Annotated in this window: 16 protein-coding genes and 1 riboswitch; of the genes, 12 read left to right on the top strand and 4 right to left on the bottom strand. The window is 57.6% G+C overall.

The features are described from left to right. Positions 1–29: 29 nt before the first annotated feature. From NW839_RS10530 to NW839_RS10500, 7 genes are all read left to right on the top strand, one after another. Positions 30–386 (top strand): MGMT family protein, encoded by a 357-nt coding sequence (locus NW839_RS10530; protein WP_414350485.1) that lies wholly within the window; start codon positions 30–32, stop codon positions 384–386. Positions 387–598: 212 nt separating this feature from the next. After that, positions 599–2551, top strand: coding sequence for a bifunctional metallophosphatase/5'-nucleotidase (locus NW839_RS10525; protein ID WP_414350497.1), 1953 nt, complete (start codon positions 599–601; stop codon positions 2549–2551). Positions 2552–2908: 357 nt separating this feature from the next. Then, positions 2909–3436: a hypothetical protein gene (locus NW839_RS10520; RefSeq protein WP_011431942.1), complete on the top strand. Its 528-nt coding sequence runs from the start codon at positions 2909–2911 to the stop codon at positions 3434–3436. A gap of 51 nt (positions 3437–3487) precedes the next feature. Further along, positions 3488–3952 carry a GUN4 domain-containing protein gene (locus tag NW839_RS10515; protein WP_414350486.1) on the top strand — a complete coding sequence of 155 codons (465 nt, stop codon included), beginning with the start codon at positions 3488–3490 and terminating at the stop codon, positions 3950–3952. 40 nt (positions 3953–3992) lie between these two features. Continuing rightward, on the top strand, positions 3993–4730 hold the full coding sequence (locus NW839_RS10510) for a DUF1995 family protein (RefSeq protein ID WP_414350487.1): 738 nt from the start codon (positions 3993–3995) through the stop codon (positions 4728–4730). A 112-nt stretch (positions 4731–4842) separates the two neighbouring features. Then, positions 4843–4944, top strand: a riboswitch (TPP riboswitch). Positions 4945–4949: 5 nt separating this feature from the next. Continuing rightward, positions 4950–6317 (top strand): phosphomethylpyrimidine synthase ThiC, encoded by a 1368-nt coding sequence (gene thiC, locus NW839_RS10505; RefSeq protein WP_414343591.1) that lies wholly within the window; start codon positions 4950–4952, stop codon positions 6315–6317. Between the two features lie 206 nt (positions 6318–6523). After that, positions 6524–6910 (top strand): VOC family protein, encoded by a 387-nt coding sequence (locus tag NW839_RS10500; RefSeq protein ID WP_414330014.1) that lies wholly within the window; start codon positions 6524–6526, stop codon positions 6908–6910. 127 nt (positions 6911–7037) lie between these two features. On the opposite strand, the gene psbM is transcribed toward NW839_RS10500, so the two are convergent. Together psbM and NW839_RS10490 are read right to left on the bottom strand one after the other, a co-directional pair. Then, positions 7038–7145, bottom strand: coding sequence for a photosystem II reaction center protein PsbM (psbM, locus tag NW839_RS10495; protein ID WP_071818137.1), 108 nt, complete (start codon positions 7143–7145; stop codon positions 7038–7040). A gap of 86 nt (positions 7146–7231) precedes the next feature. Continuing rightward, positions 7232–7528, bottom strand: coding sequence for a 2Fe-2S iron-sulfur cluster-binding protein (locus NW839_RS10490; protein WP_414350488.1), 297 nt, complete (start codon positions 7526–7528; stop codon positions 7232–7234). A gap of 361 nt (positions 7529–7889) precedes the next feature. On the opposite strand from NW839_RS10490, the gene psbB reads away from it, so the two are divergent. The 3 genes from psbB (at position 7890) to NW839_RS10475 (ending at position 10456) form a co-directional block, all read left to right on the top strand. Further along, positions 7890–9422 (top strand): photosystem II chlorophyll-binding protein CP47, encoded by a 1533-nt coding sequence (gene psbB / locus NW839_RS10485; protein WP_414350489.1) that lies wholly within the window; start codon positions 7890–7892, stop codon positions 9420–9422. 125 nt (positions 9423–9547) lie between these two features. Beyond that, positions 9548–9646 (top strand): photosystem II reaction center protein T, encoded by a 99-nt coding sequence (locus NW839_RS10480; protein WP_414343593.1) that lies wholly within the window; start codon positions 9548–9550, stop codon positions 9644–9646. Between the two features lie 399 nt (positions 9647–10045). Next, positions 10046–10456 carry a response regulator gene (locus NW839_RS10475; protein WP_414350490.1) on the top strand — a complete coding sequence of 137 codons (411 nt, stop codon included), beginning with the start codon at positions 10046–10048 and terminating at the stop codon, positions 10454–10456. A gap of 17 nt (positions 10457–10473) precedes the next feature. On the opposite strand, the gene purQ is transcribed toward NW839_RS10475, so the two are convergent. Continuing rightward, a complete protein-coding gene (purQ, locus tag NW839_RS10470; protein ID WP_414350492.1) occupies positions 10474–11151 on the bottom strand; it encodes a phosphoribosylformylglycinamidine synthase subunit PurQ in 678 nt (225 codons plus the stop codon). A 172-nt stretch (positions 11152–11323) separates the two neighbouring features. Continuing rightward, entirely contained in the window at positions 11324–11581 is a 258-nt protein-coding gene (purS, locus tag NW839_RS10465; RefSeq protein WP_414350493.1) for a phosphoribosylformylglycinamidine synthase subunit PurS, read from the bottom strand. A 62-nt stretch (positions 11582–11643) separates the two neighbouring features. Between purS and NW839_RS10460 the strand changes: the two genes are divergently transcribed. Both NW839_RS10460 and NW839_RS10455 read left to right on the top strand, forming a co-directional pair. Further along, positions 11644–12417 (top strand): ABC transporter permease, encoded by a 774-nt coding sequence (locus NW839_RS10460; RefSeq protein WP_414350495.1) that lies wholly within the window; start codon positions 11644–11646, stop codon positions 12415–12417. A gap of 16 nt (positions 12418–12433) precedes the next feature. Continuing rightward, positions 12434–12684, top strand: a 251-nt coding sequence (locus tag NW839_RS10455; RefSeq protein ID WP_414350499.1) for a 2-phosphosulfolactate phosphatase, incomplete at its 3' end; no start/stop codon positions are given.

Raw genomic sequence — 12684 nt, 5'->3', positions numbered from 1 at the left:
GAACTTCTTGAGTTTTCTCTATCTCGTCAGTGCTCTCTTTTGGCTCAAATGAAAGATCAACACAACCTAGCCTCTACCAGCGCTTTTACGAAGTGGTGCGGCGGATCCCGCCGGGCCGAGTGGCTACCTATGGGCAGGTGGCGCGGGTTGCCGGTTACCCCGGCTATGCTCGCCAGGTGGGCTATGCTTTGTTTCGCCTGCAAGGCCAAAACACCGACATCCCTTGGCACCGGGTGATCAACGCCCAGGGCTGCATTTCCTACTCCCCTTTTCGCCTGGGCTACGACGACCTGCAGAAAGCGCTGCTGCAAGCCGAAGGGATCCACTTCGACGCCGAGGGCCAGGTGGACTTGCAACAATTTGGCTGGGATCCAGGGGAAGTTTAACCTAGGCTTGACCTAACCTTAAACAGGTCATAGCGAAACCCCAATCCCAGCCTTGGTAACGTGAACGCGGATGCGTCCTCTCTTGTGGATGGAGTGAAGGAATTGTCATGAAACCAGCTTGCCGTGCTCGAGGGTCTGCCCCTGCCAAGAGATGGCTCCCGGATTGGCTGAACCCTCTGGCCAGGTCCCTGTGGGTCGGGTTGTGGTGTTTGGTGCTGAGCCTGGCCAGCGCCTGCGGTAGCAGCAGCTCGGTTCCCCCAACCGGCGGAGGGGCTGGGTTTATCGCCTCGGATCCCAATGTGGCTCTCTCGACTCAGCCGCCCGCTTTTACCCTGCAAATCCTACATGCCAGCGACTTGGAAGCCTCGATCGCTGCCGTACAAGATGCGCCGCGCTTCTCGGCGGTGGTGAACGCTCTGCGCCCCCAATTCCCAAATACGGTGGTGCTCTCCAGTGGGGACAACTATATCCCCAGCCCCTTCTACAACGCCAGCACGGATCGGTCTCTGCAAGGCCGTTACAACCTCACCCCTGGCAAAGCCGATATCGAGATCATCAACGCCATTGGCTTTGAGGCGGCTGCCTTCGGCAACCACGAGTTCGACCAGGGCACGCGCCAAATTCGCGACCTCATCCGGCCCGACACTGGCCGCGGCTACGCTGGGGCTCGTTTTCCCTACTTGAGCGCCAACCTCAGCTTCAGCGGTACCGGCGAATTGGCTAGCTCTGACTTTGCTGCTGATGGTCAAGAGGCCAGCTCTATCCGCGGCAAGATCGCCAAGACGGCGGTGATCACGGTAGGAGGGCAGCGGATCGGTCTGGTGGGAGCCACCACCACCCGTTTGGCGGCCATCTCTAGCCCCGGCCCCGAGGTGAGGGTAGAAGGCAGGGTGGACGATACTGACCAGGTGAGTGCCGCTCTAATCCAGGGCTTTGTCGATCAACTCACTGCCCAAGGCATCAACAAAATTATCCTCCTGGCCCACCTGCAGCAGTTGCAAAACGAGGTAGCCCTGGCCAGCCAATTGCGAAATGTGGACATCATCATTGCCGGGGGATCCCACCGGGTGATTGCCAAGCCCACCGACCGCCTGCGCACCGATTTGCCGGATACCCGCACGGGTGACTACCCCATCTTGCGCTCCTCTGCCAGTGGTCAACCGGTGGCGGTGGTCAACACCGGCTCCAACTATCGCTACGTGGGCCGCCTGGTGGTCAGCTTTGACGCCAACGGGGTTATTGCCCGCATTGACCCGGTGAGCGGTGCCTATGCCACCGACGACCAAGGGGTAGCAGCTGTCAGGGGCACCCCCAATCCCGACGTAGTGCGGATAGCCAACGAAATTGGCAACATCATCCGCACCAAAGATGGCCGCACCTTCGGCTCCACCACCCAATTTCTCAACGGCCTGCGGGCAGAGGTGCGCACTGAGGAAACCAACCTGGGCAACCTCACTGCCGATGCCAACCTGGCCTACGCCAGAACGGTTGATCCTTCTACGGTCATCTCCCTGAAAAATGGTGGCGGCATTCGCGCTCCCATTGGGGCTACCACAGGGGGTGGCGGCGGCGAGCCGGTGCGGCGGATCCCACCGGTTGCTAACCCTGAGGCCGGCAAGCAGTCCGGTCAAATCTCTCAGCTGGACATCGAAACCGCCCTTGCTTTTAACAACGGCCTCTCTCTGTTGACTGTTACCGCTGAGGAACTGAAGCAGATAGTGGAACACGGGGTGGCGCAAACCCAGCCAGGAGCCACGCCAGGCCGTTTCCCGCAAATTGGCGGCTTTGCCTTTAGCTTTGATCCCTCGCGGCCACCGGGATCCCGCGTCCTCTCCTTGCGGGTGGATACGCCCACGGGTCGGGATGTGGTGGTGCGCAACGGCCAAGTGCAAGGGGATCCCAGACGCACCTTCCGCCTGGTGACCCTGGACTTCTTGGCCAACGGTGGGGATGACTATCCCTTCCCTCGCCTGTCTAACCCCAACCGGGTCAACTTGGCCCCCAGCTCTGGCATTACCTTCGACACCCCCGGCAGCGAGCAAGATGCCTTGGCTCGGTATTTGCGGCAGATCGGCGTGTTCACCCAAGCAGACACCCCGCCTGCCCAGGATACCCGCATCCAGAATCTGTCGGCCCGCCCCGATACGGTGCTGCAAGGGCTGTAGATTGGGTTAATGGACTGAGGCGGATGGATCCGGAGGAGTAGGGATTCCGATGCCAGACTCACTTCTTGCAAAAGGGGAGAGTGGCTTGGGTTAATTCCCTCAGCAACGCCATAGAAAATGTCTTGAGCTTTTTAGGAAAGACTACAGGAAGGGATCCCTGGCCAGCGTCAAGGATCCCTTTTCTTTTTCCTACTCCTATCCCTGCTGGTGTTACTTGGCAACGTTTACCGGGGTGCCCAGGCGGGCTGTAAACCTTGCGGGCATTGCCCACAATAGGTGGATTTGTATACGGATTGAATTGCTTCCTCAAGGAGGAATCATTACCATCAAGGGTGACGTTCGCTCCTTTTGCTGTTCATGACTCTGGAGACGTTTTTTACCCAGCTCAACGCCAATGGCTTAGCCATTGCGCTTTTGCTCTTTGCCACCCCTTGGGTGGTTTGGGTTCTCTGCGACTGGATCCCAGGCCAATGGGAGGAGCCTTTTTTGCTCAGCTTAAGTATCGGCTTGGGAGCGGTAACTCTTGTCCTCTGGGCAGGCTACTTGGCCTATGCCACCAACACCGCCGGCTGGCAGGCGGTGGTAAAGCAGGCGGATATGTTCTTGCTGCTGGTGCCTCCCTGGACTTTTCTTAGCTCCATCTGGGTGGCGCGGCAGCGCATGCCTCTCTCGCGGGTGCCGGCTTTTCGCACCTTGCAAGGGATCGGCATTTTGGCGGCAGTCTATCTTATTTTTTCTTGGCTCAGTCGCCGGGTTTATCTTGTCTTTTTTTCCTACATGCCCTTTTCGGCTTTCTTGTGGATCCTGGCAGGGCTGTTGGGGGTGGCGTACATCGGCTATCGCATCATCTTCGGGGATCCGCCCAAGTACCCGCCTGAAACCTGAGGGGACGGACAGCAGGGACTAAAATCAAGGGAGACCTTTTGCAACTTGGCAATGGTGACCGTCCCTCTGACTTCAGCCCTGAATATCGACTATCGTCCTCTACAGGAGCTGTTATCGGCGGGAGCCTGGCTGGAGGCGGATCGGCTGAGCCTACAACTGCTGTGTCGGGCGGCGGGAGAGGGGGCAATGCGGCGGGGCTGGCTGTATTTTTCCGAGGTGAGCCGGATCCCGGTCGAGGATCTGCGCACGATCGATCGCCTGTGGCGGGCGGCCTCCGGGGATCGCTTTGGCTACTCGGTGCAGCGGCAACTGTGGCTGGGGGTGAACCGCAACTGGGAGCGCCTCTGGCCGCTCATTGGCTGGAAGCAGGGCTACCACTGGACTCGCTACCCTGACGAGTTCATCTGGGATCTCTCCGCCCCCAAGGGCCACCTGCCCCTTTCCAACCAACTGCGGGGGGTGCGGGTTCTGGAGGAGTTGCTCACCCACAAGGCTTGGGAAGAAGTGTCTGGCTGAGCATCCCTGGTTACTGGCTGAATCATAATTGGACTAGACTGTGGCCGAGCAACTGCAACTAACCCAATTTCCCAACTTGCCCATCGACCTGGCCCAGGCCTGTGAGCAGGCCATCCAGGCTACACGGCTGGCTATGCAAGCAGGATATCGCCGCCTGCTCATCGAGATCCTGGCCCCCGACATCAAGCCAGAAGTATTGTCCCGCCCGTTCTTGGAGCTGCTGCAACCGCCTGCTTTGGTGCTATTCAGCGATGCCGGCGGAGCAGCCCTGGCCCAGCGGGAATGGGGATCCCTACCCGAAGGGATCGAATTGCAGAGCCTGACTTCCCGCACTCAACCTACCCCAGAACAGAGCCTCCTGCTGGTGATGCCCGCGGTTTACAGCTTGGATCAGGTGGAGCGGGTTTGCCAAGCGGTCAGTGGCGGGGATCCCTCTGGGCTGACTTCCAAAGGACGGGATCCCAAACCCGTCGTTCTCCTCAACCCCCAATTGCAGGATGCCGCCACCGTGGGTGTGGGTCTGGCCGGTCGCCGACTGCGCCAGCGGTTCCTGAGCACCTTTGAGACCAGCTACTACCTGCGCTCCCTGGTGGAGGGGGCCCTGTTTCGGGCCTATCCGGATCCCTGGAGCGTGTGGCAGCAGGAAGAGCCCGGCCTCTACAGCGTCTTGAAGACTTTTATTGCCCAGCCCACCGGCGAGGAAGTGGCCGAACTGTTCAGGGCCAGCAAGGGAAAGGATCCCTGGTGGAGCTGGCGGCGCTGGCTGGGATCCCTGTGAGGGTCAGGATCTCATGGGGAGAGAGGCCAGGGGTGAGGGTTAGTACTATCTCAAACTCTTTTAATAAAGACTATAAAGCTCCCCGCCTCATCTCTATTTCGGTGATATGATCACACCACGCTAGGAGTGTCTGGGGATGCCCCCCCAGGCTGAGATTACATCCTCAGAACCTGATCTGGTTCATACCAGCGTAGGAAAGCGAGCACTGGAGTTGACAACATGCGCAGCGAATGGGTTGCCCGTCGCCGTGGGCAAGCAAATGTAACGCAGATGCACTTTGCCCGTCAGGGCGTGATTACCGAAGAGATGGAGTATGTGGCCCAGCGGGAAAACCTGCCGCCGGAACTGATCCGCTCGGAAGTGGCCCGGGGTCGCATGATCATCCCTGCCAACATCAATCACACCAACCTCGAGCCGATGTGCATTGGGATCGCTTCCCGGTGCAAAGTCAATGCCAACATTGGCGCTTCCCCTACTTCTTCCGGCTTGGCCGAAGAGCTGGAAAAGCTGAAATTGGCCATCAAATACGGCGCCGATACCGTTATGGATCTGTCCACCGGCGGGGGCGATTTGGATGAAATTCGCACAGCCATTATCCAAGCTTCTCCAGTGCCCATTGGCACGGTGCCCATCTACCAGGCCCTAGAAAGCGTGCATGGCAATGTCGAAAAACTCTCGGCAGAAGATATCTTGCATATTATCGAAAAGCAGGCCCAGCAAGGGGTGGACTACATGACCATCCATGCCGGGATCCTGATCGAATATCTTCCGTTGGTACGCCACCGCCTGACGGGAATTGTTTCTCGTGGGGGTGGGATCCTGGCCCGTTGGATGTTGGCCCACCACAAACAAAACCCGCTTTATACCCACTTCCGCGACATTATCGAGATTTTCAAGAAATACGATGTTTCTTTTAGTCTGGGAGATTCTTTGCGACCGGGATGTTTGCACGATGCCTCTGATGAGGCGCAACTGGCGGAGTTGAAAACCCTGGGCCAGCTGACCCGCATGGCCTGGGAGCACGATGTGCAGGTGATGGTAGAAGGGCCGGGGCACGTGCCGATGGATCAAATTGAATTTAACGTGCGCAAGCAAATGGAGGAGTGCGACGAAGCTCCCTTCTACGTTTTGGGGCCTTTGGTAACCGATATTGCGGCAGGCTATGACCACATCAGCTCCGCCATTGGGGCGGCCTTGGCTGGCTGGTATGGTGCGGCAATGCTCTGCTACGTCACCCCCAAGGAACACTTGGGTTTGCCCAATGCTGAGGACGTGCGCAACGGCCTCATTGCCTACAAAATTGCCGCCCATGCTGCCGACATTGCCCGTCATCGCCCCGGTGCCAGGGATCGGGATGATGAGATGTCGAGGGCCCGCTATAACTTCGACTGGAACCGGCAGTTTGAATTGTCTTTGGATCCAGAACGCGCCAGAGAATATCACGACGAAACCTTGCCGGCAGATATCTACAAAACGGCAGAGTTTTGCTCTATGTGTGGGCCAAAGTTTTGCCCTATGCAAACCAAGATGGATGCAGAGGCTTTGAGCGAGCTGGAGCGGTTCTTGGCCGCGCAGCCAACAGGATAAGTCTTGGTTCATCCCCAATCCAATGGGTTGAAACCATCTTCTGTCCTGCCTATGGACTGGGTTGGGATCCCAGCCTCAAGCTGTCAAAAAGTTGGGTCTAAAGTTCTGTCCTACCGCAGGGATCCCTACCCTTCGGGGTGGGGAGTGTGTCAAGCTGATCTGGAGGAGAACCGTTGCAGTTGGCTCACTTGAGCACAGAGGATGACATGGCACTTAGACAACTCGGGCATGTCGCCATCCGGGTAGAAGACATCCCCAAGGCGGTGGAGTTCTACCAAAAGCTGGGCATGGTTAACGTCTGGCAGGATCCCGACTGGGCCTACATGAAGGCAGGAGAGGATGGGCTGGCACTGCTGGGGCCGGGCTATCGGGCAGCAGGGCCCCACTTTGGCTTTGTCTTCGACAACCTGGAGGAGCTTCGGCAAGAGCACCAGCGCCTGAAATCCCAAGGGATCCTGGTGGGGGAAATCCACAGCCACCGGGATGGCACTGCCTCTTTCTATGGCAAGGATCCCGACGGCAACCTGTTTGAGTTTTTGTATGAACCTGCGGGAACCTTCGACCAAGCCAAGGCAGCCCAAGCCACAGCTTGACTTAGCACCTTGAGGGCGCTCCCCCAAGTACTCTCAGTTTGTCCAACGCAAAGGGATCCCCTCCTACACAGGGGATCCCCCCTTTTGACCAGCATTTACCCGACTTGAGCCAGTGGGAGTTGCCCGGTCAGTCGCCAGATCTGCTGGAGGTTTGCACGTACAAAATCACCAGGAAGATGGCGGGCACCAGAACGACTAAGAGGGTGGCCAAGATGCCCAGGTAGTTCGTCTCCATAACTCACAAATGCCACAAGCCCAACTGGCAGTCAGCATACCACTCTGAGGTGCGACTTGCCCAAAGGGAAAACAGGCGGGCCAAGGCTAGGGCTTTGTTTTGACGGAAACATCCCCCAGCACTTTGGTCTGGCAGGCAAGGCGGTAGCTATCGGGCTTGCGCTTGAGCTTGCGGTTTTCTGCCTCGGTGCGAGGGGAGAGATGCTCGGATCCCTCGACAATCTCCACCACACAGGTGCCACACTGGCCGTTGCCGCCGCAGTTGAGCAGCTTGGCCATCATTTTGTAGAGATCGATCTGGTTTTCCAGAGCCTTCAAGCGCAAGTTAGCGCCTTCAGCGACGAAGATCTCTCGGTTCTCGTTGACGAAGCGAATCGTTGCCATACCCCTGCCAGAAACCACGACACCTTTCAGCCTGAGCCAGGAGAGCGCTCACAGTTGCTAAGTATTGTAACATTTTAAGTCATATTTTTAATCTCCGGCGAGAGATCTGGGATGATGATGCCTAAAGTAAGACGGCATCCTGCCTGAAGCCACTCAGGTCGGTAGCGTTTCGTTATACTGTTTGATGCCCGTGATGGAAATTCTGAGAGCGATATCCTAGTTGGGTGCGCTCAGGGGTTCAAGCGGGTGCGGTACCCCCCGACTCTGAAGAAACTGCTCAGGTCAGGATCCCAGGTAAGATGTCGGCTTAATTTTGACTGGATATCGCGCAAGTGTTGGAGAACGTGGAGGACCGAGCTTTATGGGACTACCGTGGTATCGGGTCCATACGGTTGTACTGAATGACCCAGGTCGCCTAATCGCGGTTCACCTGATGCATACCGCTCTGGTAGCAGGTTGGGCCGGGTCGATGGCGCTCTATGAAACGGCCATTTTCGATCCGTCGGATCCTGTCCTGAATCCGATGTGGCGTCAGGGCATGTTTGTCATGCCATTTATGGTTCGCCTGGGGGTGGTCAACTCCTGGGGCGGTTGGAATATCTACGGCGAGAGCGTTGCCAATGCGGGCTTCTGGACGTTTGAAGGGGTAGCCACTGCCCATATCGTTTTGTCCGGCTTGCTCTTCTTGGCTGCCTGCTGGCACTGGGTGTACTGGGATCTGGAGCTGTTCCGGGATCCCCGCACCGGCGAGCCGGCTTTGGATCTGCCGAAAATATTTGGGATCCACCTGCTGTTGGCCGGGATCCTCTGCTTTGGGTTTGGCGCCTTTCACCTGACGGGGGTATTTGGCCCGGGGATGTGGGTGAGCGATCCCTATGCGACGACGGGACACGTCCAGCCGGTAGCACCGGAATGGGGGCCAGCCGGTTTTAACCCCTACAACGCCGGAGGGGTGGTGGCCCACCACATTGCTGCAGGCATCGTGGGCATCATTGCAGGTCTATTTCACATCACGGTACGCCCACCCCAGCGCCTCTATCGCGCTCTGCGAATGGGGAACATCGAGACGGTGCTTTCCAGCTCGATTGCGGCGGTGTTTTTTGCCGGTTTTGTGGTGGCCGGAACCATGTGGTACGGCAGCGCCACCACTCCTGTGGAGCTATTTGGCCCCACCCGCTACCAATGGGATTCTGGCTATTTCAACCAGGAGATTAACCGCCGGGTAAATGCGGCCATGGAAGCCGGGATGACCCGCAGTCAGGCCTACAACTCCCTGCCCAAATCTTTGCTCTTCTACGACTACGTGGGCAACAGCCCGGCCAAGGGGGGACTGTTCCGAGCTGGCCCCATGAACAAAGGGGATGGCATTGCCATCGAGTGGCTGGGCTACCCAGTGTTCCGTGACCGCGAAGGGCGCGAGCTGACGGTGCAGCGGATGCCCAATTTCTTCGAAACCTTCCCGGTTATTCTGCGGGATGCCGATGGCGTGGTGCGGGCAGACATTCCTTTCCGTCGGGCGGAGTCTCGCTATAGCTTTGAGCAGGTGGGCGTGACGGTGGAGTTTTACGGCGGCAAGCTGGACGGTCAGGTGTTTACCGACCCGGCAACCGTCAAGAAATATGCCCGCCAGGCCCAGTTGGGTCAGTTGTTTGAGTTCGACCGAGAAACCCCCAAGGCGGACGGCACCTTCCACACCAGCCCCCGCGGTTGGTTTACCTTTGCTCACGCGGTCTTTGCCCTGCTGTTCTTCTTTGGCCACATCTGGCACGGCGCTCGCACTCTCTTCCGCGATGTGTTCGCCGGTATTGACCCCAATATGAGCGAGGAAATGGTGGAGTTCGGCGTCTTCCAGAAAGTAGGGGATCCCACCACTCGCAAGGTTCAGGAAGCCTAGAGCCCTTTTCGGCGATGCCGTCGGCACTCTGCTTCACTTTGGAGATGGGGTGCTGGCGGCTCTGAGTTAATCTGGAATCAAGCCCCCCTTAGCAATCCTTAGCAATTCTGACTTGGAGGTTTCGTATGGAAGTCATCACCTACACCTTTATCCTGTTTTTGACGTTGGGCCTTTTATTTTTCGCAGTTGCCTTTCGGGAAACTCCGAGAATTACCAAGAAGTAACCTAGGGTAATGGCTGCCGTTCCTGTCGCGTCGGGCTCAAGCAAAGCAGAGGGAAAGTCAATCTCCTTTGATGCCTGTGGTTTAGGTTTACTTCTGGATGGGGCCGGAGCTCTCTCCGGCTTTCCTATTTGCGGTTGGGTAGCGGCAACTCGGAATGGAGTGATTCCAAAATAAGATTCCAAAATAAATAGTCAAGTAGCGGCAACCTGAGGATCCTTCCTTTTGGGAGAGGAGGGGGGAGTTCTCAGAGCTACTGAGACCCTTTTCGGTACTCTTCAGTACTCTGTAGGAGAACGCTTGTCCTACTGCTCAAATTGAACTCGCTAAGGATGCCTTAGGATGGCTTTTGGGATCCCAGAGACAGCTTAGCTTGGGTTCAGATTCAAGATTGGGTTAACGATGGCAACAGTGCTGCTGGTGGAAGATGATCCGATCAACGCCCGTGTTTTTGAGAAGGTGTTGCGACGGCGGGGAGGTTTTGAGGTCTTTCACAGCCAGGATGTGGAGCAGATTTTGAAGCTGGCCCAGGGGCACGAGGTGGATGTCATTTTGTTGGATGTTTCCCTGTCCCAGAGCACCTTTCGCGGCGAGGCGGTGGACGGGATCCGCATTGCCCAACTGTTGAAGGCGGATCCGAAAAGCAGCTCCATCCCCATCATTTTGGTGACGGCCCACGCCATGCGGGGCGACCGCGAGGCATTCTTGGCCCAGAGCGGGGCGGATGGTTATATCGCCAAGCCGGTGGTGGATCATGAGGAGATGGTGAATCAAGTTCGCCAGGTGTTGTCTCGAGGGCCGAGGCAGGGGTGAGTTCTCCTGGAGAAGAGTTAGGCGGCGAAGCTGCGCAAAATCGACTGCCAGAAGGGGATCCCATCTTGCCCTGGCAAATCGGGATCTGCTGCCCGCTCAGGGTGGGGCATCAAACCCAAGATCCGACCGCTGGGATCGCAAATGCCGGCAATATTATCCACAGAGCCGTTGGGCGCAACCGGAGCATAGCGAAGGACGATCTGCCCTTGATCCTGCAATTGCTTGAGGGTATCCGGGTCGCAGGTGTAGCGGCCTTCCCCATGGGCGATGGGCAGGGTTAGGGTGGATCCCTGGGGATACGCGCTTGTCCAGGGGAGATCCTGCCGTTCTACACGGATCCCCACTCGGTCGCAGATAAAGTGCAGGTTGGCATTGCGCACCAGTGCCCCCCGCAGCAGTCCTGCCTCTGTCAAGATCTGAAAGCCATTGCAAATGCCCAGCACATAGCCCCCTCGCGCCGCGTGCTCCTTCAGGGATCCCATCACCGGGGCAAAGCGAGCAATAGCCCCGCACCGCAAATAATCCCCATAGCTGAAGCCCCCCGGCAGCACCACCACATCCAGCCCCGACAAATCCGTCTCCCGGTGCCAGATCAGCCGCGTTGGGCAGCCCAAGAGGCCGCGGGTTACCCAGGCTACATCTCGGTCGCAGTTGGAACCCGGAAAAACAACAATGCCAAACCTCACGCCGGCCATTGGGATCCCTTGACGAGAGAAAAGAAGAGGGTGTGGTTGTAGCTATCCTAGAGAGCTTGAGACATTTTCCCAGTTTCTCTCCCCTAAGAAAAAACTGCGCTCCGTGAAATGGACAATTTCACAGTTGTTTGGAACGCCTCAAGTCAACCTCAAATCACCTGAACCCATCAAATCAGCCACCGATGGGATCCACTTGGATTTGATAAGTCTCAATCACCGGGTTGGCCAGCAGTTGATGGCACAGCTCATCCACCTGGCGGTGGGCGGTCTCGGCGTCGGGGGCCTCTAGCTGCAGTTGGATATGCTTGCCAATGCGCACCTGCTGTACCTGGGTATGCCCCAGCTGATGCAAGCTGGACTGAACCGCAGCCCCGGCGGGATCGAGAACAGAGGGGCGTAGGTGAATCTGAATCTGGGCCTGGAACTGCATAGAATAAAGGCTGGATCTGTTACCAGTGTATCAGTCGGATCATCACAGCTTTGGGTTCAGTCATGGATGCGTCGCGCGTGGTGGCCATTGCCCACAACGTTTTCCGGGAAACGATTCGGGATCGGATTCTCTACCTGGTGATGGTATTTGCGGTGGCCATGCTGGGAGCCGCTGTTTTGATCCCGCAGGTGGCCAACCAGGCCCACAACAAAATCATTGCCGACCTGGGGTTGGCAGCCATTCACTTCTTCGGCCTGATCGTGGCCATTTTCGTGGGCACAGGGCTGGTGAATAAGGAGATTGAAAAACGCACGGTGTATGTGCTGATCGCCAAACCCATGAGCCGGGCAGAGTTCATTGTCGGCAAGCATCTGGGCCTATCGGCGCTGCTGTCGGTGCTGGTGCTGCTGATGACGGTTGTGTTTCTGCTCAGCCTGCTGCTGGTGCAGGCCCCGATCCCCCTTTTGGCCATTCTCTGGGCAACAGTCTTCACTTTCTTAGAGCTGGTGCTGATTGTTGCCGCAGCCCTGCTGTTCGGGGTTTTCACTTCCTCGATTCTGGCCACCCTCTACACCATTGCCCTGTTCCTGATGGGCCATGCCAGCCGCGCCCTGCTGCAACTGAGCAAGCTGGTGAAAGATGCCGGATTTGGCAAACTGTTTGAGGTGATTTATTTGATCCTGCCGGATTTGGAGCGCCTCAATTTGAGAGATGCTGCGGTTTACGGCCAAGTTCCGCCCCCAGCAGAACTTCTCGGAGATGCACTGTACGGCTTGGTTTACACCCTTTTGCTGCTGATTCTGGCAGTGTTGGTGTTCGCCCGGCGTGAGTTCTGACGTTACCTCTTCCCCCATGCGTTTTTTCCACTTCTATACGCCCGAACAGGTGCCTTCATCTGGGATCCCGGAGTGTGCGGTGGCCATTGATGTGCTGCGGGCCACCACCACCATTGCCACAGCGCTGGCAGCAGGAGCAGAAGCGGTACAGGTGTTTGCCCACCTGCAGCAGCTCCAAGAGGCAAGCCAAAACTGGCCGGCTTCCCAGCGGCTTTTGGCCGGGGAACGGGGGGGCAAAGCGGTGGCGGGGTTTGATCTGGGCAACTC

Source organism: Synechococcus sp. R5-15 (genome assembly GCF_047462035.1).
GTDB lineage: Bacteria > Cyanobacteriota > Cyanobacteriia > Thermostichales > Thermostichaceae > Thermostichus.
Note: the sequence above shows the minus strand (reverse complement) of the source record. Positions and strands in the feature narration are given on the sequence as shown.